Annotated in this window: 22 protein-coding genes; 15 read left to right on the forward strand and 7 right to left on the reverse strand. The window is 70.1% G+C overall.

The annotated features are described in order from the left end of the window. Window positions 1-3: 3 nt before the first annotated feature. On the reverse strand, window positions 4-891 hold the full coding sequence (locus IPJ59_RS07845) for a hypothetical protein (RefSeq protein ID WP_293270619.1): 888 nt from the start codon (window positions 889-891) through the stop codon (window positions 4-6). A gap of 37 nt (window positions 892-928) precedes the next feature. Between IPJ59_RS07845 and IPJ59_RS07850 the strand changes: the two genes are divergently transcribed. Further along, window positions 929-1,534 (forward strand): MiaE family protein, encoded by a 606-nt coding sequence (locus IPJ59_RS07850; protein WP_293250103.1) that lies wholly within the window; start codon window positions 929-931, stop codon window positions 1,532-1,534. Beyond that, a complete protein-coding gene (locus tag IPJ59_RS07855; RefSeq protein WP_293250105.1) occupies window positions 1,531-2,007 on the forward strand; it encodes a VOC family protein in 477 nt (158 codons plus the stop codon). The genes IPJ59_RS07850 and IPJ59_RS07855 overlap by 4 nt, the downstream gene beginning before the upstream one ends. 46 nt (window positions 2,008-2,053) lie before the next feature. Here IPJ59_RS07855 and IPJ59_RS07860 read toward each other — a convergent pair whose 3' ends face one another. The 3 genes from IPJ59_RS07860 to IPJ59_RS07870 form a co-directional block, all read right to left on the reverse strand. Continuing rightward, window positions 2,054-4,837 (reverse strand): EAL domain-containing protein, encoded by a 2,784-nt coding sequence (locus IPJ59_RS07860; RefSeq protein ID WP_293250107.1) that lies wholly within the window; start codon window positions 4,835-4,837, stop codon window positions 2,054-2,056. A gap of 466 nt (window positions 4,838-5,303) precedes the next feature. After that, entirely contained in the window at window positions 5,304-5,708 is a 405-nt protein-coding gene (locus IPJ59_RS07865; RefSeq protein WP_293250109.1) for a response regulator, read from the reverse strand. A gap of 180 nt (window positions 5,709-5,888) precedes the next feature. Then, complete coding sequence (locus tag IPJ59_RS07870) at window positions 5,889-6,716, reverse strand: MBL fold metallo-hydrolase (RefSeq protein WP_293250111.1); 828 nt, start codon at window positions 6,714-6,716, stop codon at window positions 5,889-5,891. 37 nt (window positions 6,717-6,753) lie between these two features. On the opposite strand from IPJ59_RS07870, the gene IPJ59_RS07875 reads away from it, so the two are divergent. The 8 genes from IPJ59_RS07875 (at window position 6,754) to ttcA (ending at window position 12,022) form a co-directional block, all read left to right on the forward strand. Next, the gene (locus IPJ59_RS07875) at window positions 6,754-7,488 is read left to right on the forward strand and encodes an arginyltransferase (RefSeq protein WP_293250114.1); all 735 of its coding nucleotides are present in this window, start codon (window positions 6,754-6,756) and stop codon (window positions 7,486-7,488) included. Window positions 7,489-7,615: 127 nt separating this feature from the next. Continuing rightward, window positions 7,616-8,359 (forward strand): FadR/GntR family transcriptional regulator, encoded by a 744-nt coding sequence (locus IPJ59_RS07880; protein ID WP_293250116.1) that lies wholly within the window; start codon window positions 7,616-7,618, stop codon window positions 8,357-8,359. After that, window positions 8,343-9,014, forward strand: coding sequence for a sterol desaturase family protein (locus IPJ59_RS07885; protein WP_293250118.1), 672 nt, complete (start codon window positions 8,343-8,345; stop codon window positions 9,012-9,014). The genes IPJ59_RS07880 and IPJ59_RS07885 overlap by 17 nt, the downstream gene beginning before the upstream one ends. 51 nt (window positions 9,015-9,065) lie before the next feature. Next, on the forward strand, window positions 9,066-9,752 hold the full coding sequence (locus tag IPJ59_RS07890; RefSeq protein ID WP_293270621.1) for a M14 family metallopeptidase: 687 nt from the start codon (window positions 9,066-9,068) through the stop codon (window positions 9,750-9,752). A gap of 162 nt (window positions 9,753-9,914) precedes the next feature. Continuing rightward, a complete protein-coding gene (locus IPJ59_RS07895; protein ID WP_293250122.1) occupies window positions 9,915-10,517 on the forward strand; it encodes a hypothetical protein in 603 nt (200 codons plus the stop codon). Between the two features lie 2 nt (window positions 10,518-10,519). Continuing rightward, a complete protein-coding gene (locus IPJ59_RS07900; RefSeq protein WP_293250124.1) occupies window positions 10,520-10,780 on the forward strand; it encodes a DUF1244 domain-containing protein in 261 nt (86 codons plus the stop codon). Next, a complete protein-coding gene (locus IPJ59_RS07905) occupies window positions 10,777-11,190 on the forward strand; it encodes a secondary thiamine-phosphate synthase enzyme YjbQ (RefSeq protein ID WP_293250126.1) in 414 nt (137 codons plus the stop codon). Before IPJ59_RS07900 ends, IPJ59_RS07905 begins: the two co-directional genes overlap by 4 nt. A gap of 1 nt (window position 11,191) precedes the next feature. After that, window positions 11,192-12,022 carry a tRNA 2-thiocytidine(32) synthetase TtcA gene (gene ttcA, locus IPJ59_RS07910; protein WP_293250128.1) on the forward strand — a complete coding sequence of 277 codons (831 nt, stop codon included), beginning with the start codon at window positions 11,192-11,194 and terminating at the stop codon, window positions 12,020-12,022. Here the strand turns inward: ttcA and IPJ59_RS07915 are convergent. Further along, window positions 12,019-13,071, reverse strand: a complete 1,053-nt coding sequence (locus IPJ59_RS07915; protein ID WP_293270623.1) for a metallophosphoesterase — start codon at window positions 13,069-13,071, stop codon at window positions 12,019-12,021. The genes ttcA and IPJ59_RS07915 overlap by 4 nt on opposite strands. A gap of 130 nt (window positions 13,072-13,201) precedes the next feature. Between IPJ59_RS07915 and IPJ59_RS07920 the strand changes: the two genes are divergently transcribed. Then, window positions 13,202-14,335 (forward strand): response regulator, encoded by a 1,134-nt coding sequence (locus tag IPJ59_RS07920; protein WP_293270624.1) that lies wholly within the window; start codon window positions 13,202-13,204, stop codon window positions 14,333-14,335. Window positions 14,336-14,394: 59 nt separating this feature from the next. On the opposite strand, the gene IPJ59_RS07925 is transcribed toward IPJ59_RS07920, so the two are convergent. Next, window positions 14,395-14,802 carry a TraR/DksA family transcriptional regulator gene (locus IPJ59_RS07925; protein ID WP_293250135.1) on the reverse strand — a complete coding sequence of 136 codons (408 nt, stop codon included), beginning with the start codon at window positions 14,800-14,802 and terminating at the stop codon, window positions 14,395-14,397. 56 nt (window positions 14,803-14,858) lie between these two features. On the opposite strand from IPJ59_RS07925, the gene IPJ59_RS07930 reads away from it, so the two are divergent. The 3 genes from IPJ59_RS07930 to IPJ59_RS07940 all read left to right on the forward strand — a co-directional run bounded on the left by IPJ59_RS07930 (window position 14,859) and on the right by IPJ59_RS07940 (window position 20,065). Further along, a complete protein-coding gene (locus tag IPJ59_RS07930) occupies window positions 14,859-16,430 on the forward strand; it encodes an FAD-dependent oxidoreductase (protein WP_293270626.1) in 1,572 nt (523 codons plus the stop codon). 304 nt (window positions 16,431-16,734) lie between these two features. Continuing rightward, window positions 16,735-18,984 carry an Rv1355c family protein gene (locus tag IPJ59_RS07935; protein ID WP_293250139.1) on the forward strand — a complete coding sequence of 750 codons (2,250 nt, stop codon included), beginning with the start codon at window positions 16,735-16,737 and terminating at the stop codon, window positions 18,982-18,984. Between the two features lie 367 nt (window positions 18,985-19,351). Further along, window positions 19,352-20,065, forward strand: a complete 714-nt coding sequence (locus tag IPJ59_RS07940) for a hypothetical protein (protein ID WP_293250141.1) — start codon at window positions 19,352-19,354, stop codon at window positions 20,063-20,065. A 33-nt stretch (window positions 20,066-20,098) separates the two neighbouring features. On the opposite strand, the gene IPJ59_RS07945 is transcribed toward IPJ59_RS07940, so the two are convergent. Then, on the reverse strand, window positions 20,099-20,506 hold the full coding sequence (locus IPJ59_RS07945) for a hypothetical protein (protein WP_293250143.1): 408 nt from the start codon (window positions 20,504-20,506) through the stop codon (window positions 20,099-20,101). 660 nt (window positions 20,507-21,166) lie between these two features. Between IPJ59_RS07945 and IPJ59_RS07950 the strand changes: the two genes are divergently transcribed. After that, entirely contained in the window at window positions 21,167-23,449 is a 2,283-nt protein-coding gene (locus IPJ59_RS07950) for an Rv1355c family protein (RefSeq protein WP_463673353.1), read from the forward strand. The last annotated feature ends 14 nt before the right edge of the window (window positions 23,450-23,463 follow it).

A 23,463-nucleotide genomic window follows, 5' to 3' on the forward strand; every position in this document is an offset into this window, starting at 1 on the left:
CGCCTACCTCGCCGTCACTGGCAGGACGCCAGCCGCCGGCAGGACGCCAGCCGCCGGCAGGACGCCAGCCGCCGGCAGGACGCCAGCCGCCGGCAGGACGCCAGCCGCCGTGGCCTGACCCCGACCATCCTGCGCCGCCCCGGCCGGCAGCTCCACCTGCATCACCGCCGTCGTCCCCGGCGCGCAGAACTCGAGCAAGACCTCGTCCACGTCGAGCAGCGCCGCCGCATCCGCCGCTCCGCGCGTCCCGTCCGTCCGCACCAGCACCGGCCACGGCGCCGCATCCGGCCGATGCACCGGCGCGCTCCACAACACTCGCAACGCCTGCCCGCGGCCCTCACAGCCGGGACCGGGCGCCACCGGCTCGGCCAGCACCGCGAACACCGGCTGCGTGCGCGGCACGACGTCCGCCGCCAGCCCCTCGAGCACGCGCCCGTCGACGTCATGCAAGAGCCCGGTGATGGTCACGCTGATCGGGTCGGTGAGCGGCGCGATCGCCTTGCCACCGTCAGGCGGCGGCGGCGGCGTGTCAGCCAGCAGCAGCGTCACGCTCCGCTGCGCCCCCGGCTCCGCACCGATCAGCACCGCCACCGGCGCCACCCGCCGCCCGTCCGCCAGCGCCAGCACGAACTGCTGCGGCACCAGCGTCAGCGGGTCGACCGGCCGCGAGAACAGCAGATACACCGCCGCCCGCACCGGCAGCACCTGCTCGCGATCCGCCGGCCGCGGCGGCTGCACCTGCGCCGCCAGCAACGCCGTCGGCGGCCCGACCGGAGCCGCCGACGGCGTTGCTGGCGGCTCGGCGTGACGTCGCCGCGGACCCGGCATCGCCGCGCCGAAGCAGGCCGTCACCAGCACGAGCAGCGGCGCGAGGCGGAGCGGGGAGGGCACGCCGCGAGCCTAACATCGGCTACCCTCCCGCGTCGCCATGCTGCACCTGGCCTCGATCACCGACCCGCGCTGGGGCGCCCAGGCCCGCGAGCACCTGGACGAGATCCTCCTCGACCACGCGCACTGCGAGAAGAAGGCCGCATCGACCGCGATGTCCCTGATCTTCCGTTACCCCGAGCGCCCGGCGCTGGCCATCCCGCTGGCCCGCCTCGCCCGCGAGGAGCTCGCCCACTTCGAGGAGGTGATCGAGGTCCTGCGCGCCCGCGGCGGCGAGTTTCGCCGCCTCACCCCGAGCCCCTACGCCGCCCGCCTCATGAGCGCCGTCCGCAAGCACGAGCCCGCCCGCCTGCAGGACACGCTGCTGTGCTGCGCCCTCATCGAGGCCCGCTCCTGCGAACGCATGCAGATCCTCGCCGACACCCTCGCCGAACCGGCGCTCGTCAAGCTCTACCGCGGCCTGCTCGCCTGCGAGGCCCGCCACTTCGGCAGCTACATCGACCTCGCCCGCGGCGAATTCCCGAACCTCGATCTCAACGCCCGCCTGGGCGAGCTCGCCGCCCACGAGGCCGCCGTCCTCCGCGAGCCCCCCGGCGAGCTCCGCCTCCACAGCGCCACCGGTCCGCTGTTACAGTCGCAACCATGAGCGATGCCCGCCCCTTCCGCGTCCTCGGCCTCCAGCAGGTCGCGGTCGGCGGCCCCGACAAGGCCAGCCTCCGCCACCTCTGGTCCGACCTCCTCGGCCTCCCGATCTCCGGCAGCTTCCGCAGCGAGCGCGAGAACGTCGACGAGGACATCGCCGTCGCCGGCCGCGGCCCCTTCGCCGTCGAGGTCGACCTCATGCAGCCCGTCGACCCCGACAAGAAGCCCCGCGTGCACGACCCGGCCCTGAACCACCTCGGCCTGTGGGTCGACGACCTGCCCGCCGCGGTCGCCTGGCTCGCCGCGAAGGGCGTGCGCTTCACCCCCGGCGGCGTGCGTCGCGGCGCCGCCGGCCACGACGTCTGCTTCATCCACCCGAAGGGCGACGCCACCACCCCGCTCGGCGGTCAGGGCGTGCTCATCGAGCTCGTGCAGGCCCCACCAGCGGTGGTCGCCGCCTTCGACGCCCTCGCGTAGCCGGCTCCGAGCAGCTCCCTCGCGTGGTCCGCATCGGCCTCGTCTTCTACGCGGTCTCTTGCCAGGTGCTGGTCGTCGTCTGGCGGGCGATCATCGCCTCCGCCAGCGGGGCCGTGACGGCCCGCGAGAAGAAGAAGCCCTGCGCGTACTCGCAGCCCATCTGGCGCAGCAGATCGAGCTGCGCCGCCGTCTCCACGCCCTCCGCGATCACGCTCATCCCCAGGTTGTGCGCCAGGTTGACGATCGTCTGCACGATCGCCGCGTTCTCGCCTCCGGGCCCGATGTTGGTCACGAACGATCGGTCGATCTTCAGCGCCGACATCGGGAAGCGGTGCAGGTAGCTGAGCGAGCTGTAGCCGGTGCCGAAGTCGTCGACGTAGCTCTGCACCTCCTGCCGCTGCAGCTGCTCGAGCAGCTTCGACGCCGCCTGCGGGTCCTCCATGATCACGCTCTCCGTGATCTCCAGCTTCAAGCTCGACGGCGCCAGCGCGCTGTCTCGCAGCGCCATGCCGATGTGCGCCGGGTGTGAGAACTGTTTGCCCGACAGGTTGACGCTGATCGACAGCTTGACCCCCACCGGGAACTTCTCGTGCCAGCGCTGCATCTGCCGGCACGCCTCGCGCAGCACCCACTCGCCGATCGGCACGATCAGCCCGGTCTCCTCCGCGCAGCCGATGAACTCGCCCGGCAGCACGATCCCCCGCGCCGGATGGTTCCAGCGCAGCAGCGCCTCGAAGCCGATGATCAGCCCCGTCTCCAGCGCGATCACCGGCTGGTAGTACACCTGGAATTCGCCGCGTTCGATCGCCCGCCGCAGGTCGTTCTCCAGCGTCAGCAGCGCGACCGCCTCGGTGTGCATCCCCGCGTCAAACAGCTCGTAGCGGCCCTTGCCGCGCCGCTTCGCCCGGTACATCGCCGTGTCCGCGTCGCGCAGCACGTCCTCCGGCCGCTCGTACTCCGGCGTGCTGAACGCGATCCCCACGCTGGTCGGCACGTACACATCCTGGCCGCGCAGCGAGAACGGCTGCTTGAGCAGGTTCAGCACCCGGTCCGCGACCCGGATCGCGTCGCTCGCGTCGTGCACCCGGCGCAGCAAGATCGCAAACTCGTCGCCGCCGAGGCGGGCCAGCGTGTCCTCCGCGCCGATGCACTCGTGCAGCCGCCGGCTGAAGTCGATCAGCAGTCGGTCGCCCGCCGAGTGGCCGAGGCTGTCGTTGATGTTCTTGAAGCGGTCGAGGTCGAGGCACAGCACCGCGAAGTGCGACTCGCGCGGCGACTGGCGCGCGTGGATCACCTCCATCTCGAGTCGGTCCAGGAACAGCATCCGGTTCGGCAGCCGCGTCAGCGGGTCGTGCAGCGACTCGTGCCGCGAGCGCTCCTCGCGGTCGCGCAGGGCGATCTCCGCCCGTCGCTTGCTCGACACGTCGCGGGCCACGATCTGCGCGCCGATCACGTCGCCCGCGTGGTCGCGCAGCGGCATCACCGTCGACGCGAACCACAGCGTCTGCCCCTCGAACTCGACCATCTCCTCGATGTCGATGTTCTGCCCGGTCTCCATCACGTGCAGGTAGCGGGCGTGGTGCGCCTCGGCCAGCTCCGGCGAGCTCATCACGTCCTTCAACCTCCGCCCGAGCAGCGCCTCGGCCGACGCGTGCAGCATGTGCGCCGCCTGCTCGTTGGCCCGCGTGATCCGCCCCTCGCGGTCGAGGCACACCACGTACACGTCGCTGGCCTCGACCAGCAGCCGGTACTGCGTCTCGCTCTCTCGCAGCGCCCGCTCGGCCCGCTTGCGCTCGCTGATGTCGACCACCGTCACCATCACCCCGGTGGTCTCCTGCGCCCCCGGGTCCATCAGCGGCAGCGCCGTGAACACGGCCCAGAACAGCCCCCCATCCTTGCGCCGCACCCCCAGCACGATCGGCTGCTGCGGGGTCAGGGTCCGCAGGCAGCGCGTCATCGGCAGCGCATCCGGCGGGCAGCGCTGTCCGTCCTCGAACACCACCGCCAGCTCGAGGTCGCTGACCGTCAGCTTCGAGAACTCGTCCGCCGTCAGCCCGAACATCCGCTGCGCCGGCGCGTTCGTCATCACCACCGCGCCGTCGATCGACAGCTGCAAGATCCCCGTCGGCACCGCGTCGATGATCTGGCTCAGCGCGTTCGGCGTCGCCGTCGCCCGCCGACTCACCCCGTGCTCGGCCCCGTGCTCGGGTACCGGCTCCGCCGGGCTCAGATGCGCCGCCAGCCGCGGCTCCTCCTCCAGCAGCTGCGCCCGCGACTCCGCCAGCGCCGACTCGGTCCGCAGCGCCAGCTCCGGATACGCCGCACACCACTGCCAGCGCGTCCACGCGTAGGCCAGCAGCGCCGACCACCGCATATACAACTCCGCCGGCAGCAGCCGCCGCAGCTCGGCTTGCAGCGACACACAATTCGTCGGCTCGAGCGTGTAGGCGATCGACCCGGCCAGCACCGCGTCGGCCAGCGGTCCTGGACCTGGCCACTGTGTCCACGCCTCGGCGCAACCGGTCAGCAACTCCATGTTGCGGCGAAACTCCGACTGCGGCCCGCTGCGGTCCTCGAGCAACGCGAGGATCTCCGCCGCGCGCACGCCTTGCCGCGCAAGCGCTGCGGCGTGGCCCACCAGCCCGTACGGCGTCGGGCAGCGCCGCATCACACCCAGCAGCAGCGCCTCCTTGAAGCGTCCCGGCAGCGGGTTGTCGAGGTACGCCGCGCGCGTCTGCTGCCACATCGCCTCGAGCAGCTCGGGGCTGCCGAGGGTCGGGTCGAACAGCGCCGGGACGAAGCCGATGCGCAGCTCGATCTGCGCGCGCAACGACGCGATCACTCGACCCGACTTGCGGGTGGCCTCGGCAGACGCCTCGCTCCAGGCCGGAGCGACGTCGCTGCTTGGGGTCGTGGTCTCCGAGATCGCAGCGCTCCATGCTGGTCGCGCAGGTTTCCGCGCCAGCATTTCAGCGTTACAGCCAGCGCCCGCAGGTGTCAATCACAGGTCGTACGCCAGTGCCCACGGGACGAGGTTCTACGCGGGTTTCGCGGCTCGGCTCGCCGCCACCGCGCACCTCGACCATTGGCGCGCCCGCCGCTCGCGCCGCTCGAGCAAGACCCGGCGATCGGGCAGCCAACAGGCAGCGATCGGGGACTCCCATCGACGGCCGCGCCCGGTACACAACCGTCGCCATCGCGCCCCACGGGCGCGCAGTCCGTCCACGCTGAGCTCAGGCCAGGGACTTCTCGCCGCCGTCGCGCCCCACGGGCGCGCAGCCCGTCCACGCTGACCTTCAGGCCAGGGACTTCTCGCCGCCGCTGCCGCTCGCCTCGGGGTCCTCGACGAAGCGGATCATCTTCGACAGCAAGCGACGCAGGTCGATCGGCTTGGTGTCGTACTCGTCGCAGCCGGCGTCGATCGCCTTCTCGCGGTCGCCCGACATCGCGTGCGCCGTCAGGGCGATGACCGGGATGGCCTGCGTCTTCGCGTTCGCCTTCAGCCGCCGCGTCGCCTCCCAGCCGTCGAGGTCCGGCAGGCTCAGATCCATCAGCACCAGGTCTGGCAGCTCGCGCTGCGCCATCGCAATCCCCTCCTGCCCGTCGGTCGCCACCAGCACCTCGTAACCCTTGCGACGCAGCCGCCGGGACAGCATGTCGCGACTAAGTTCGTTGTCCTCGACGATCAAGATCTTGGGCATGGCTGTTGGCTCGCTTGCCGTGGCAGTACTGGGGGTCGCTCGCAAGGTCCAGGAGCGAGGCCCCCATCTTACGGCTTTTTTGCGGGAGGAACACCGCCTGCGAGCCCGCGATGCGCGCTCGCGCCCCGCACCATGGATGGCCCGGGCGGCGCGGCCTGCTTCGGCGCCCGGCAAGAACCCTCAGGCCCGGGCCAGCGAATCGCCCAGGCGCCGCACTCGGCCCTCCACGACCAGCTTGCGCAGGTGGGCCTCGAGCGAGCGCATGGCCAGAGGCCACAGCGCCTCCGGCGTGTCCGCGTAGGCCTCGGCCAGCACACCAGAGAGATCGCGCGGCGCCGCATGGATCGCCGCCAGGACCCGGTCCTCACGCATCAGTCGGTGCGCTCGATAGCGCCGAAGCACCGCCTGCGGGTCGTCCAGCACCGGTCCGTGCGCGGGCACCAGAGCCCTCGGCCTCGCCGCGGCCATCCGCTCCAGCGAGGCCAGATACGCGATCATGTCGCCGTCATCCTCGGGGTCGATGAGGATCGTCCCGACCCCGGCCACCATGTCGCCCGCGTACGCCAGCCCCGTGCGCCGCTCCGTGTAGACCAGGTGCCCCGGCGCGTGCCCGGGCGTGTGCATCGCCGAGACCACGAACCCCTCCCCGAGGTCGACCTCGGCCCCGTCCACGAGCAGCACGTCGACCGCGAAGTCGACCCGCTCCGCCGTCGCCGCGTGGGCGTGGATCGGCGCACCCGTGCGCTCGCGCAGCGCCGCCGCGTAGCCGGTGTGATCGCGGTGGTGGTGCGTCAGCAAGATCGCAGCGACCTCGGCCCCGAGCCCCACCAGCCCCGCGAGCAACTGGTCGAGCGCCGCCTGCTCATCGGCGAAGGGCGTCGCCGGCTCGATCACCGCCAGCCGCCTCTGTCCCACCACCAGCGTGTTCGTCGCCGTCGCCGGCAGCAGCGTCGGGGTCCGTAACGCGACCAGCCTCACCCCCTCCGCGATCGCCTCGAATCCCCGCACCAGCGAACTCTAGCACCGCGGCATATACTCGCGTGGCATGCGTTGGCGCCCCCGTCTGCTCCCGGCTGACCCCCCCGAGCTGCTCGTCTACGACGAACCCACGCCCTGCCCCTACCTCAGCGGTCGCCAGGCTCGCATGCCCCTGCGGGTCCCGACGCGCATGCTCACCCACGCCGAGTTCGGCGCCCGCCTCCGCAGCGGCGACCGCCGCCAGGGCGTCCTCCTCTACCGCACCGCCTGCCCGAGCTGCCGCGCGTGCGAGCCGATCCGCCTCGACGTCGAGGACTTCGCGCCGACCCGAACCCAACGAAGGATCTACCGCCGCGGCCTCGAGCGCTTCGACGTGGAGATCGGCCCGCCTGAACTCAGCCCCGAGAAGGTCGCCCTCTACAACCTCCACAAGACCGGCCGCGACCTCAACCCCGACGGCCAGGACATCGACGAGCAGGGCTACCGCGCCTTCCTCGTCGACACCTGCTGCGACTCCCTGGAGATCCGCTACCGCCACAAGGGCCAGCTCGTCGGCGTCGCCATCGTCGACCGCTCCGACGACGCCCTCTCCGCGGTCTACTTCTACTTCGACCCCACCTTCGAACCCTGGTCCCCCGGCGTCTTCTCCATCCTCAAGCAGGTCGAACTCTGCCGCAGCTGGGGCCTACGCTACCTCTACCTCGGCCTCTACATCGCCGAGTGCCCCTCGATGGCCTACAAGGCCACCTACCTCCCGCACGAGCGCCTCCTCCACGGCAGCTGGCAACGCATCGAGGGCTGACGAGCTCGCGTGCCCGAGTGCTTGTCGCTGACGACGCCGACCCAACCTGTCTGCGGACGAACACCCTCATTGTCACAAACTGGTCATACCAGTTGACCATCATCTCACTCGCTGTCATGGTCAGTGAGTGTTGAAGCCCGTCGCCCGCCAGTCCCTCTCCGACGCCGTGTTCGAGCAGCTCTCGCACGAGATCGTCCACGGCCGCATGGTCCCGGGCGCCCCGCTGCCCTCGGAACGCAACCTCTGCGACATGCTGCGGGTCAACCGCGGCGCCGTCCGCGAGGCCCTCAAGCGCCTCTCCCAGGCCGGCCTCGTGACGATCCAGCACGGCGGTGCCGCCCGCGTCCTCAACTTCCGCCAGTCCGGCAACCTCGACCTCCTCACCCGCCTCCTCTTCCACAGCGACGGCACCGTCGACCTCAAGGTCGCCCGCTCGGCCATGGAGATGCGCGCCGCGATGGCGCCAGACATCGCCCGCCTCGCCGCCCGCCGCCGCAGCCCGGAGCAGCTGCACCGCCTGCTCGAGCTGGTCGCCGCCATGGCCGACCACGCCGACGACCTGCCCGCCCTCCAGCTGCTCGCCCTCCAGTTCTGGGACGTGCTCGTCGAGGGCAGCGACAACATCGCCTACCAGCTCGTCTTCAACAGCCTGCGCGACGCCTACGAGCGCCTGCGCGAGCTCCTGGTGGAGGTCCTGGCCAGCGAGCTGCGCGACCTCGCCGCCTACCGGGCGATCGCCGAGGCCGTCCAGCGCCAGGATGACCTCTCCGCCGCCGCCGTCGCTCGCACCCTGATGGAGCAGGGCAGCAGCGCGATCTTCCAGCTCATCGCCGCCATCGAGGAGGGAGACGACAATGTCGAACGAACCTGACCCAAAGACCAGCTCAGAGCTCGGCCCCGGCCCGTCGCTGTGGACCACGCTGCGGGTGTTCTTCCGCTTCCCCAGCCCGCGATCCTTCCTGGTCGTCACGGCCCTGCTGGTCGCGCTGCGCCTGCAGCTCGGCAGCTTCAGCTGGTGGGACCTGGCGATCGTCCCGCTGATCCTCGCCGTCGAGCCCTTCGCCGAGTGGCTGATCCACGTCTACATCCTCCACTTCAAGCCGAAGAAGATCTTCGGCCGCGTCCTCGATCTGCAGGTCGCCCAGTTCCACCGCGCCCACCACCGCGACCCGTGGAAGCTCGACGTCGTGTTCATCCCGCGTCGCGCCGGCTACGTCGGCTTCGCGATCCTGATCGCCGCCTGGTACCTCGCCATGCCGACGATCCCGCTGTTCACCACCGCCGTGCTCGGCAGCGTCCTGATGGGCTTCGCCTACGAGTGGATCCACTACCTCACGCACACCGCCTACCGCCCACGGACCCGCCTCTACCGCCACCTGTGGCGCCTCCACCGGCTCCACCACTTCAAGAACGAACACTACTGGCAGGGCGTCACCACCCACCTCGCCGACCGCGTCCTCGGCACCCTGCCCGACCACCACAAGGTCCCCACCTCCGCGACCTGCCGCACCCTCGGCGTCGATTGAGCCAGCGCCGCCGCTTGCCAGCCGCCGCGCCCCCGGGCCAAGCTGCGCGGCGTGACGCGCCTCAGCCCGGGCCTCCACCACTTCACGCCCACCCTGCCGATCCACGTCTTCGACGCCCCCGGGCCCGGCCCCACCGCGCTCATCCAGGCCGGCATCCACGGCGACGAGATCGCCGGCGTGCATGCCCTGCAAGAGCTGCTCGAGGAGGGCATCCGCCCGACCCGCGGTCGACTCATCGTCGTCCCGGTGATGAACCCCGCCGCCTACCGCGCCCGCCAGCGCTGCGCCCCCGGCGGGCTCGACCTGAACCGCTGCTTCCCCGGCGACGCCGACGCCCCCGAGCCCGAGCGCCGGCTCGCTCGTCGCTTCATGGACCTCGTGCTCGCCGAGCGACCCGCGCTGATGGCCACGCTCCACGAGAGCCACAAGCGCTACGACCCCGCGGTCACGCCCTCCTTCGGCCAGACTCTGGTCTACGGCGTCGACCCGATGCCCGAGATCGTCCCGCGGATCCTCGCGCGGCTGAACGCCCGCTTCACCGGCGATAACGAGCGCTGGGACCCACAATTTTATCCCGTCGCCACGTCCTCCACCGAGGTCATCGTCGCCGCCACCGGCTGCGTCGGCCTCTGCGTCGAGACCTGGATGGGCTTCGTCGAGGCCCGCCGCGTCGAGATGCAGCGCAGCGTCGTCGAGCTCCTCCTCGACGACCTCGGCGTCCGACCCCTGTCCGCTTGAACCCCCGGGTGCACAGGCCGCTGCCGTGAGGACAAACAAGCTGGTGTGGCGCGCCACCCACCTGAAGCCCCGGGTGCGCAAGCCGCTGCCGTGGCCCCCCTCACTCGCCCGCGATTTCATCCTCTCGCCGCAACTGGGCTAAGGTCGATGTACATGCCCGACATGTTCACGGCCCCCGACGCTCCCTCCGCGCTGCGCGCCGTCCCCGATGCTGGCCAGGGCCTCCCGAGTGGCTCGCTCGCCTGCCATGCCGAGGCCGTGTTCGAGCGCGTCAGCCCCTACGACGGCGTCGGCTTCCGCAACCACTGTCGCCGCCTGTTCACCTTCAGCGAGATGTTGATGCGCCAGGCCGACGTGGCGATGGACCGCGACGTCGCCTACGCGGTGGCGATGTGCCACGACCTCGGCATCGTCAGCCGCGACGACACCGGCCCGACCTACCTCGCGCGCAGCCGGGCGCTGTTCGAGCGCGAGACCGCCGGCCAGGACCTCGCCGGCACCCCGGCCCGCATCATCGACGAGTGCATGATCTACAACCATCGCATCCTCGCCGTGCCGAACCTCAGCCCCCAGGCCGACGCCTTCCGCCGCGCCGTCCAGATCGAGCACTCGCGCGGCCTGCTGCGCTTCGGCCTCGACGCCGACGCGGTCAAGCAGGTGTTCGTCCGCCACCCGCGCGGCAACTTCGACCGCGTCCTCCTCGACTTCACCTGGCGCACCCTCCGACGTGAACCCCTGACCCTGGTCCACGGCATCTTCTTCTAGCCATGACCCCCGCCGACCTCAGCCCCCAGCAGACCCTCGAGCTCGAGGCCGCCGCCTTCCGCAGCCTCGTCGAACACCTGCGCACGCGCAACGACGTGCAGAACATCGACCTCATGAACCTCGCCGGCTTCTGCCGCAATTGCCTCTCGCGCTGGTACCACGAGGCCGCCCAGGCCCGCGGCCTCGAACTCAGCAATGACCAGGCCCGCGAGCTCGTGTACGGCATGCCGTACAGCGAGTGGAAGGCCAAGCACCAGCGATGAGCAGCGAGCAGCTCGAGGTCGCGACCCGCGGCCGCGGCCTCGTCGACATCAGCGCAGAGGTCCAGGCCGTCGTCGCCCGCAGCGGCGTCCAGGTCGGCCTGTGCAACGTCTTCATCCACCACACCAGCGCCTCCCTGCTGATCACCGAGAACGCTGACCCCGAGGTCCAACGCGACCTCGAACGCTTCTTCGCCCGCCTCGTCCCCGACGGCGACCCTCTGTTTCGCCACACCGAGGAGGGCCCCGACGACATGCCCGGCCACGTCCGCGCCGCGCTCACCCAGGTCAGCCTCGGCGTGCCGGTGCGGGCCGGTCGCTGCGAGCTCGGCACCTGGCAGGGCATTTACCTGTGGGAGCACCGCCACGCCGCCCACCAGCGACGCCTCACCGTGACCGTGATCGGCAGCTGACATGTCCCAAAGTTCACGCGACCACGGCTCCGCGAGGCTGGCCCTCTCGAAGCGGGCCCTCTCGAAGCAGATGACGCGCACGATCTCCAGCTACGGCCTGCTCGCCGAGGGCGACCACGTGCTCGTCGCCGTGTCCGGCGGCAAGGACAGCTACACCCTCCTCGACCTGCTGTGGCACGCCCGCGCCCGCGCCCCCTTCAAGTTCGACCTCACCGCCGTGCACTTGGACCAGGCCCAGCCGGGCTACGACGGTCGCCCGCTCGCGGCCTGGCTCGCGGCCTTCGGCGCCCCGCACCAGATCTTGCGCGAGGACACCTACTCCGTCGTCGTCGATCGCACCCCGGCCGGCGGCACCTACTGCGCGGTGTGTTCACGGCTGCGTCGCGGCATCCTCTACACCGCCGCTGAGCGCCTCGGCTGCAACAAGATCGCTCTCGGTCACCACCGCGACGACGCCCTCGAGACCCTCCTGCTCAATCTCTTCTACGGCGGCAAGCTGCAGGCCATGCCCGCCGGCTACACCACCGACGACGGCCGCTTCCAGGTCATCCGCCCGCTGATCGAGTGCGCCGAGGCCGACATCGCCGCGCACGCCCGCGACGCCGGCTACCCGATCTTGCCGTGCAACCTGTGCGGCTCGCAGGACGGCCTGCGCCGCGACGCCATGGCCCGCCTGCTCGAGTCGCTCGAGCGCGACTCGCCGAACATCCGCGCCGTCATGCTGAGCGCCCTCAAGAACGTCAGCCCCACCCACCTGCTCGACCCGCGCCTGCTCGGCCGCCCCGCAGCGCCCGCGTCCGGTCCGGTGCGCCTGCCCGTGCTCAGCGGCTAGCGCAGCGCCTTCACTTGATCGCCGACGATCTCCAGCACCTCGGGGTGGCCGTTGTAGTAGGCCGCCATCCCGACGTCGATGCACCACACCTTGCCCCCGCAGTTGCTCACGATCCCGTCGGTGTGCACCGTGTGCCCGAGCACCATGCGCTGGACCTTGAGCAAGGCGAGCGACTCCTCGGCGACGGTACAGTCTTCGGGGCCTGGATCCTGGCAGAAGCGCCGCGACCACAGCGGGCTCTCGTCGCCCTGCAGCAGCTCCGGCGAGATCTCGCCCTCGCCTCGCAGCCAGCGCTGCGTCTCGGTGTTGATCGCGTCGAGGCCCTTGCGGGCGTGCTCCGGCAGCACGCCGCCGTGGGCGAACACCGTGTCGCCGACGATCAGCAGCACCGGTCGCGTCGCCAGCTTGCGCGCATAGGGGCCGCCCGGCGTGAACGCGAGCAGGCGCCCGCGCATCGCCGGCTCCACGCGCGCGACCCGGGGGTCGGCAAGGTCGATCCCCGGCACCTCGGCGAAGTCGACGAAGCCGCCGGCGGTCACGTAGCGCAGGTCGCCGGCCGCGTTCATCAGCTCGTGATTGCCGTTGAGCACGTGCAGCGCTCCGCCGGCCTTGCGCGCCTCACCCTCGAGGCGCTCGAGCAGCTCGAGGATCGCCCGCTCGCCGTCGCCGCGATCGAGCTGATCGCCGGTCTGCACGACCACCAGCGACCCACCGATCCATCGCTCCTGTTCGTCGATCGCCCCGGCCAGCCGCAGCGCCGCGCGGGTCGCCGCGAGGTCGCCGTGCAGGTCGCCGAGCGCGACCAGCCGGGCCGGCGCCGGCAGCCGGCTCGCTCCGTCTGCGAGCGCTGCGACCTGGGCCCGCTGCGCGACCTGGGCCCGCTGCGCGACCTGGGCCCGCTGCGCGACCTGGGCCGGCTCCGCGGGTGAGCTCGCGGCCGCGGGTAGCGACGCCTTCCCCTCGCTCACCGGCGCGGAGGCGGCCGCCGGCGGGCGAGCGTCGCAGCCCAGGAGCGGGAGCAGGAGCAGGGCGAGCGAGGGGCAGCGCATCGCGGGCATGCTAGCAGCGCCGCCGGGCAGTTGCGCGCTGTTGCGACGCGCCGCGTGCGCGCTGGCCGTGGCTGTATAGCGACAATCGATACCCCCGTTTGCAGCGATCGCGGTAACTTGGTGAGTACCCATGGAGATCGCATCGCGGCCCGAGACCGGTCGGATCCTCGTCGTCGATGACGAGGCCATGATGCGTCGGCTGCTGGAGAAGCTGCTACGAATGGAGGGATATGAGGTCGCGCTCGCCAGCAGCGGCGAGCAGGCCCTCGCCGAGCTGTCGAAGCACGGCGCCGACACGGTGCTGCTCGACATGCGAATGCCGGGCATGACCGGCCTCGACGTCTGTCGGCAGATCCGCGCCCATCGACGCGGCCTGCACACGCCGGTGGTCTTCATCACCGCGGTCAACGACCGCGAGCTGCGGCGCCGTGGCATGGAGGCCGGCGCCGATGACTTCCTGAGCAAGCCCTTCGACGAGGTCGAGCTGCTGGCCCGCATTCGCAACTGCGTGCGGGTCAAGCGTTACTACGACAACCTCGCGCAGCAGAAGGAGCAGCTCGAGCTCGCGGTGAACGAGCGGACGGCGGCGCTCAACGACGCGATCGCCAGGCTGACGCAGAGTCAGCTCGACCTGCGCAACTCGCAGGAGGAGACGATCTATCGCCTCTCGCGCGCGGCCGAATTTCGCGACGACGAGACCGGCCAGCACCTGCAGCGAATGAGCCGCTACTGCCAGATCATCGCCCGCCACATCGGCCTCGACGAGGTCACCTGCGAGCTGCTGCGGATCGCCAGCCCGATGCACGACGTCGGCAAGCTCGGCATCCCCGACCGCATCCTGCTCAAGCCTGGCCGGCTCACCCCGGACGAGTTCACGATCATGAAGGGCCACGCCGAGATCGGCTATCGCATCCTCGTCGGCTCCGACGCCACGCCGCTCAAGATGGCCGCGACGATCGCCCACACCCACCACGAGAAGTGGGACGGCAACGGCTACCCGCGCGGCCTCAAGGGCGAAGAGATCCCGCTGTTTGGCCGCATCGCCGCGATCGCCGACGTGTTCGACGCCCTGACCAGCGCACGCCCGTACAAGCCGGCGTGGCTGCTGGACGACGCCCTGCAGCTGATGCGTACCAGCCGCGGCACGCACTTCGACCCGACGTTGATCGACGTCTTCTTCGCGGCCCTGCCCGAGGTGCTGGCGATCCGCGAGCGCTTCGTCGACGCGCCAGCGCCTCACCCCGTGGGCGAGCAGCATCCATAGCGGCGTCCGCGATCGTCGGCGTCGGGGCGGCCGGCGCCGACATCTTGCAGCGCTTCGTATCAGTAGCCGCGTCGGCGATCGTCGGCGTCGGGGCGGCCGCGGCCGCCCTCGCGCTCGGCCTCGGCCTGCGCCTCGACGGTGGCTCGCGCGGTCGGCTCGCTCTGCAGGCGCGCGAAGGGGATCGCCTCGTCGCTGAGCTCGCAGACCCCGTAGCTGCCGGCCTGCATCCGTTGCAGCGCCGCCTCGATCTCCGCCAGCCGGACCCGCTCGTGGTCTGCCAGAGTCCAGTGGGCCAGCTGCGCCGCCTCGCTCGCCGCGGCGTCCTGGCGGTCGCCCACGTCCGGGGTCTCCTCGGCCGCCGCCACCAGGTCGACCGTCTCTTGATGGCGCAGACGCAGCAGTGCCTCGCGTTCGTGCTCGAGCTGGTCGCGCAGGGTCGCAAGCTGTTCTGGGCTCAGATGTCGCATGTACATACTCCTAGCGCGCGCGACGATCGCGCGCACTTGTGGTAGATCACGGGACTGTGACCGACTTCGACTTCGACTACATCGTCGTGGGCTCTGGCTTCGGCGGCAGCGTCTCTGGCCTGCGGCTGACCGAGAAGGGCTACCGCGTGCTGATGCTCGAGAAGGGCATGGAGCTTGGCCCCGCGGACTTCCCGAAGTCCAACTGGAACCTCAAGCGCTGGCTATGGATGCCGAAGCTCGGGTGGCGCGGCCTGTTTCAGATGAGCTTCTTTCGCCACGTCACGGTGCTGTCGGGCGTGGGTGTGGGCGGTGGTTCGCTGGTCTACGCCAACACCCTGCCGATCCCCAAGCGCCCGTTCTTTCAGCAGGCCAGCTGGACCCACCTCGCCCGCTGGGAGGAGGAGCTCGGCCCGCACTATCTCACGGTGCGGCGCATGCTCGGCGCCGTCCCGAACCCCAGCTTCACCCCGGTCGACCGCATCATGAAGGCCGTCGCTGGCGACATGGGCAAGGAGTTCGAGAAGACCCACGTCGCCGTGTACTTCGGCGAGCCCGACAAGACCGTCCCCGACCCCTATTTCGCCGGTGAGGGCCCCGAGCGGACCGGCTGTAATTTCTGCGGCGGTTGTATGCTCGGCTGCCGCTTCGGCGCCAAGAACACCCTCGACAAGAACTATCTCCACTTCGCGCGCAAGCAGGGCATGCAGCTGCTCGCGGACACCGAGGTCACCGCCGTGCGCCCGCTGCCTGGCGGCGGCTATCGCGTCGAGGCGAAGGTCGGCCGCTCGCTGTTCGGGCGCAAGCAGCGGGTGTTCACCGCGCGCAACGTGGTGTTCTCCGGCGGCGTGCTCGGCACCGTCGAGCTGCTCCTGCGCATGCAAGCGGATCCAGAGGGCCTGCCGAAGCTCTCGCCGCGGCTGGGTGACACGGTGCGGACCAACAGCGAGTCGTTGATCGGCGTCATCGGCCAGAAGCGCGACGAGGACCTGTCCCGTGGCATCGCCATCGGCTCGATCATCCAGACCGACGAGCAGTCGCACGTCGAGCCGGTGCGCTACCCCGCCGGCTCCAACTTCTTCCGCTCGATGATGGCCCCGCACGTCAGCGGCGAGAGCAGCTTCGTGCGCGTCGCCCGGATGATCGGCTCGGCCCTGCGGCACCCGATCAAGCTGGCTCGCGCCCTGACCGTCTCGGACATGTCGAAGTACAGCATCATCTTGCTGTACATGCGCAGCGCCGAGGGCACCCTGCGCTTTCGCCTCGGCGTCGGCGACAGCCTGGGCAGCTCCGTCAGCACCGGCAAGGCGCCGAGCGCCACGATCCCCGAGGCCACCGATATCGCCGAGCGCGTGGCCGCCAAGATCGACGGCCTGCCGATGTCCATGGTCCAGGAGACCATATTCAACATCCCGACCACCGCGCATATCCTCGGTGGCTGCTGCATGGGCGACTCGCCCGCGACCGGCGTGATCGACCACCGCCACCGGGTGTTCGGCTACGAGGGTCTCTACGTGATCGACGGCTCCGCCGTCTCGGCCAACCCCGGCGTCAACCCCTCGCTGACGATCGCCGCGCTGGCCGAGCGCGCCATGACCTTCATCGCGCCGAACGTCAGCGTGGTCCCGTGACGGGGTCGTCGCCGGTGGCCCGCGTGGTGGCCCGTGGTGGCCCGTGGTGGCCCGTGGTGGCCCGTGGTGGCCCGTGGTGGCGGCGGCCCTGTGGCGGACCCCGATAGCGTGCCCCGTGGCGGACCGATGGCGCATGGCGGACCCTGTCGCGGACCCCGTGATGGCCGCGCTGGCGAGTTCTGCGGGCATCCGCTGAGATATCTTCCAGCCCCGCGATGCTTGCGGGGCTGGCACGGGCGTGCGATATGCTCCGCTCGGTCATGCCCCCCGCCCGACCCCGTCACCGCGATCGGAGATTCGCCTGATGTTGCGCCGGATCCCCCGGGAGCGGCCCTCCTGGCGCTCGGTGCTGGAGCTCGGCGAGCGCGAGGCGTGGTTCCCGCTGTTCTTCGACCGCGGCCTCCGCGAGGACCGCGAGGCGATGGACGAGCTGATGGCCAAGGGCGAGGTCGTGTTCGTCCACGACACCATCGACGCCCAGGTCGGTGACCTGATCAAGACCCGCCACCCGCGCCAGCCGGCCTTCACCGAGGCCGATCTGGCCGACAAGATCCACCAGAAGCTCGGGGGCACCGCGCTCCACGACTACGGCCGCTGGGCCTTCTTCCCGTGGTCGCGGCGTCTGGTCCACCTGCTGCCGCCGGCGGAGTTCTTCGAGCTGCGCTCCGATCGCAACCGCAACAAGATCACCCGCGCCGAGCAGGCGCGCCTGGCCAAGATTCGTATCGGTCTGGTCGGGCTCAGCGTCGGTAACGCGGTCGCCGTGACCCTCGCGCTCGAGGGCCTGTTCGGCGAGCTGCGCCTCGCGGACTTCGACCACCTCGACCTTTCGAACATGAATCGCATCCGTTGCGCGGTCCACGATATCGGCATCAATAAGGCCGTTATCTGCGCACGCCAGATCTTCGAGCAAAATCCGTATGCGAACGTCGCCGTCTACAGCGACGGCCTGACCCGCGAGAACGTCACCTCGTTCATCGACGAGGGCGGTCGCCTCGACATCCTGATCGACGAATGCGACAGCCTGTTCGCGAAGATCAAGATCCGCGAGGAGGCGCGCGCGCGCCGGATCCCCGTGTTGATGGAGACCAGCGACCGCGGCCTCCTCGACATCGAGCGCTTCGACCTCGAGCCCGACCGGCCGCTCCTCCACGGCCTGGTCGGCGACCTGACCTCCGAGCAGGCCGACACCCTGCCGCCCCCGGCCCGCATCGGCCTCATCCTCCGCGTGGTCGGCCAGGACACCATGTCGCCCCGCGCCGCCGCCTCGATGCTCGAGCTCGGCCGCACCGTCCGCGCCTTCTCTCAGCTCGGCTCCGACGTCACCCTCGGCGGCGCCACCACATCGATCGCCGTCCGCCGCCTCGCCCTCGGCCTGCCCCTCGCCTCGGGCCGCGTGTTCATCGACGTGAGCAAGGCCCTGGAGACCGTCCGCTCGCCCGAGCTCCCGCGGGCCCAGGGCAACCCGCGCGCCGAGAAGGAGGCCGCCTTCATTCGTGAGGTGGTTCAATATGCGACCATGGCCCCGTCGCCGCGAAACGCCCAGCCCTGGCGCTTCCATCACAGCGACGGCGCCCTCCACGTCGAGCTCGACAGCAGCCGCGTCGCTGACCTCGAGGTGGGCAAGCCGTGGGCCCTGGTGGCGATCGGTGCGGCGCTCGAGACCCTGCAGATCGCGGCGCTGGCGGCCGGGCGCAAGGCGCAGATCGACCTGTTCCCTGATCCGCAGGCGGAGCACCTGGTCGCCCGCCTGCGCTTCACGGAGCTCCCGGGCGACGCCGCCGCAGACCCGCTCTTCGAGCAGATCACGCGGCGTGCCACCAACTACCGGCCCGGGACCCGCGGCAACCTCAGCCCGGTCCACGCGCAGGTGCTCATCGAGGCGGCCAAGAATCACGGCGCTCGGCTGCAAATCTGCACCGACCGCGCCGCGATCGAGGAGCTGGCCCTGCTGATGGGAGAGGCCGAACGGCGCAGCTGCCTGTCGCCCAAGTTGCACGAATCGTACTTCCGCGAGATCCGCTGGACCGCCGCCGAGGCGCGCGAGACTCGCGACGGCCTCGACCTCGATTGCCTCGAGCTCTCGCCGATGGACCGCGCTGTCCTGCAGATCGTCCGCTCCCCGGACGTCGCCCAGGTGCTCCGCGCGGTCGATGGCGGCGAGGCGATCGCCATGCGCACCACCCAGGCCGTCAGCTCGTCCGCCGCGGTCGCGTACCTGACGATGGCTGGCCCAGCCCCCCACAGCTACGTGCGCGGCGGTCAGGCCCTGCAGCAGATATGGCTCACGGCCACGGCCTTGAACCTCGCCGTGCAGCCCTGTAACGGCCTCATCGAGCTGTTTACCCGGCTCGAGCGGTGCAACGGTGCCGGCCTCGACGCCGCGGATATCAGCGCCGTGATGGAGCAGCGCGAGCGCTTCTCCCGTTGCTTCAAGACCTCGCTCAACGACGCCGAGGTCATGGTGATCCGCCTCTTCCAGGCAGATCCCCCGACCCAGCGCAGCCTCCGACGCCCCGTCGAGCAAGTCCTCACGGTCGTGGCCCCGACTTGAGGTCCGCATTCGGGCGCATCTGCAAGAAGGCCCCAGGGCCGCTCCAGGCGAGTTTGTCCAGCCTCGTCATGATCGCGGTCTGTGAAATTTGTAATTTGCACTGCATTATTGGCAGTACAAATACCGTGTCGAACCCGCCTACCTCTGCGTGCGCGTAAGGAACCCACACAGGTGATCCGTTAGCGTGTCCGCCGTCGCAGTCATCGCTGACAGTAACAAGCTTCGTGCTTGACATTTCCGCGCATGGCTCGCATTGTTGGGTTCCGTGCGCCCGGAAAGCGAGCCGTCCCCGGGCTGCATGCACTATCCGTCCACCGTCCTGCCAGCGGCTGCATTCGCGGCGCCTTCACTACCATCAGCAGGGTTCGTGCCGATGTACGAGATTCGCCGCATCAATCCCCGAACGGAGCCGCGGCTGGTCGACGAGTTTCAGACCAAGCAACGACGCTGTTACGAGCGGTACGAGGTCCAGAACGCGGTGAACCAGGTCGCGATTCCTCGCAAGGCGATCCTGGACGGAACGGTTCATTTCATCGTCGCCGTCGCGCCCTCGGGTGAGCTCGTCGGCGGCACGCGCATCCATGTCCGGCGCCCTGACAGCCCGCTGCCAATGGAGCGGGCGCTGCTGCACGATGACCGCCTGCGCGCCGCGCTCGACCGCTTGCAGCCGCAGGGCGTGGCCGAGTACGCCGGCCTGTGGGCGCTGCCCAGCGTGCGTGGCGTCGGCCTGAGCGGGGTGCTCTCGTGCCTCGCGGTGGCCATCACGCCCTCGCTGGGCGTCAAGCACGGCTGCGGGTTCACGCACCACCATCTGCTGTTTTGGACCCCGCTCGGCTTTCGCCTCGACGAGAAGCTCGGCTTCTTCGCCTACCCGGACGAGCGCTATCAGTCCTATGTGCTCTGGGTCGACCCCAAGGATCTGCGCGGCGCAGACCCGGCCTACATCAAGGTCGTCCACGACATGCGCACAGCGCAGGGGCGCCGCATCCTGTGGTCGCCGCAGAACGAGAGCATCACGCAACAGATCCACATCGAGGATGCCGTGGCGCTCAGCGCGGTGGCCCTGCCTGGGCAGCCCTGATTCGGGCCCGCGACCGCCCTCGCGTCACGGGCCTCAGCTCGTGATGCCGAGCTGCGTCTTGAGGCGCTTGATCTCGATGTTGAAATAGTCGTGCTGTGTCTCGGGGATGTCGAGATATTTGAGCGCAGCCGGGATCTGAATGGTGCTAAAGGCTTTGATAGTAGGATTGAACCAGCTGATCGCTGTGACGATGCCGCGGACGATGCGATTGATCGTGACCACCGCGACTTTGCCCTGGAACTTTAGCGAATCCAGGAGGTCGTTCATCTGGCCGCGCTGCATGGTGTTCGGGCCGCCGCCATCGGAGATGATCAAGATCGAGTCGACCTTGCCGCAGGCGCTGCGGATGCCGCCCAGGTAGTCCGCCCACTCCTTCTCATCTGGGTTGTCCTTCGTGTGTACGACGAGGAACAACTTCTGCCGAACGACAGTGAAGGACATTGTGGCTGGCATGGTCGCGGTCCTGGCCTGATTGGGTCCCGGTGAAGGGCCCGAGTGTAACGCAAGACTGGTGGCGACGACACACCCCCTGTCCACGCCCTGGTGGGCCCGCCAGGCCCAGCCACAGGCCCGAGAAGGCGGTCAGGCCGGCGCTCGAGACCGCGCGTAAGCCCGGCACCTGGGCCAGGCACCCCCGACCCAGGTCGGTCCGGGGGTCAACTCGCTGGCGGCGACCATGCGGCGACCCATGGGCGACCCGATGCTGCGGCCCGATGCTGCGGGACCATGCTGCGACCCACCGATGCTGCGGCCCGATGCTGCGGCCTGATCCTGTGACCTGATGCGGCCCGATGCTGCGGCCCGATGCTGCGACCCGGTACGCCGGGTGGGCGCGATTAGTACTGGCAAAGCCGAAGCCCGAGAGTGCGTATTTTCGAGCCATCGTCAGCGTTGAAGTGGCGGGCCGGTTTGGTTATAAGGGCGTCGTAGCACCACGTCGGCGTGTATCGGTGGGCGTAGAGGGCGCATATGCGCGAGGGGCCGGCCCGTCCGGCGTGAGGACGCATGATGGCGGATATTCGAGACGACGCGTCACAGACCCCATCAGGCGACGATTTGGCCGCTCGCCCGGAGCGACAGATCCTCGACGAGCTGGCACATCTGTGCGTCGAGCGGCATCACGGGAGCGAAATGTGGCGCCCCCGGATGTTCCGGGCGGGGTCCGCGGAGGAGGCGGAGGGCCTGGTGGAGCTCCTGCGGAGCAGCGCAGAGATCGCCGTCTTCGACACCCTCGGGGCCCAGTTGAAGGAGCTGGCGGAGACCCGCAGCCCTGGGCGCGCGCTGACGCCGAAGGAGTTGGCGCGCGTGATCGAGCAGATGCTCGGAGGCGTGTCGCCGCTATGTTATGGAGTATGGGTATATTACCCGTGGTCACGGCGGTTGGTCCACATCCTCGACCGCGCCGAATTCATCGAGCTGCGGACAAATCGTAACCAGCACAAGATCACAGCTGAAGAGCAGCGTATCCTCGGCACCAAGAAGGTTGGCATCGTCGGGCAATCGGTCGGGCAGTCGGTGGCGCTGACGATGGCGATGGAGCGCAGCCTCGGGGAGATCCGGCTGGCGGACTTCGATACGCTGGGGCTGTCGAACCTCAACCGCCTGCGCGCCGGCCTGCACAACCTCGGGGTGCCCAAGGTCTACATCACGGCGCGGGAGATCGCGGAGATCGACCCGTATATCGTGGTCAAGTGTTACCCGGACGGCGTCGCCCAGGACACCATCGATGACTTCCTGCTCTCGGGCGGACCGCTCGATCTCTTGGTCGACGAATGTGACAGCCTCGACATCAAGGTGTGGTTGCGGTACCACGCTCGCTATCATCGTATCCCCGTGCTGATGGAGACCAGCGATCGCGGCCTCATCGACATTGAGCGCTTCGACGTCGAGCCGGAGCGCCCGCTGTTTCACGGCCTCGTCGGCGATCTGCACCCTGTGCAGCTGAGCGGGCTGTCTACCGGCGACAAGATCCCGTATATCCTGCAGATCATCGGTGAGCCGACGATGTCGGACCGGGCCCGGGCGTCGATGTTGGAGGTCGGCTACTCGATCAAGACCTGGCCGCAGCTCGCCTCCGCGGTCGCGCTCGGCGGCGGCGCGGCGGCGGACGTGGCGCGCCGCATGAACCTCGGGGCGATCCGTCATTCGGGTCGCTATTGGGCCGACATCGAGACGATCGTGCCCAGCACCTGCGAGCCGGTGGTGCCGCGCGCCGATCGGCCGCGGCCACCCTCGCTGGAGGCGGCCGATATGCTCGAGATGGCCAGCGCAGGGCCGGCGCCGACGGTCGCGCCCCTGAAGCTAGATCTCGCGCAGCGCGACCGCCTGCTCGCCGCGGCGATCGCCGCCCCCTCCGGCGGTAACTCCCAGCCCTGGCGGTGGTTGGCGAGCGCGGATCGGCTGCACCTGTTCCGCGATCCGGCGCGGGCGTCGTCGCTGGCTGACTTCCGCGGTCACGGGGCCCTGGTCGCGCTCGGCGGGGCGCTCGAGAACCTCGTGCTGGCGGCCCACGCCGAGGGGCTCGAGGCGGCGCTCCAGCTGTTTCCGCTCGGTGAGGCTCAGGAGCTGGTGGCCAGCGTCGCGTGCCATGACCGGGTCGTGGCGGGCGTCGAGCCGCACTGGCGTGACGATCTGGCGCCGATGATCGCGGTACGGCACACCAACCGCCGGTCGGCCCGCGAACGGCTGGCGCCGCCGGTGCTCGCCGAGCTGGTCGCGGCGATCCGCAGCATTGATGGTGCCGATGTGCACATTCTCGAGGGCGAGGCTGCGTTGACGGCGGTCGGCGAGCTGGTGGGCGCGGCCGATCGCCTGCGCTTCCTCGACGAGAGCTGCAACCGCGAGCTGCTCGGGGAGATCTGTTGGACGGCCGAGGAGGCCGAGCGCCGACGGGACGGGCTCGACATGAACGTGCTCGAGCTGAGCCGCGGTGACCAGGCCGCGTTGCAGATGCTCCGCTCGTGGCCGTCCCTGCGGCTGCTTCGTGCGTGGGGCGGCGGGCGTGGCTTCGTCAAGGCCGGGCTCACGGCGATCACCACCAGCGCCGCCGTCGGACTCATCACGATGCCGCGGGCCGACCCTGCGAGCTATGTCTGCGGCGGGCGGGCGATGGAGCGGATGTGGCTGAGCGCCCAGAGCCACGGGCTCGCCGTGCATCCGATGACCACGCTGCCGTACCTGTTCGCGCGGGTGCTGCGTGGTGGCGGCGAGGGCCTCGATCCCGCCACTGCCGAGGAGGCGCGCCGCCTGCGGGCGCCGTATCTCCGGCTGTTCCCGGTCGCGGACGATGCCGCGGAGGTGCTGCTGTTCCGCGTGTCGCAGGCCGAGCCGACGCCGGCGCGCTCGCTGCGGCGGCGGCTCGCGGACGTGCTTGTAGTCGCCTGACCGGGGGGACAGGT

The sequence above is a fragment of the Nannocystis sp. genome (assembly GCF_016714285.1).
GTDB lineage: Bacteria > Myxococcota_A > Polyangia > Nannocystales > Nannocystaceae > Nannocystis.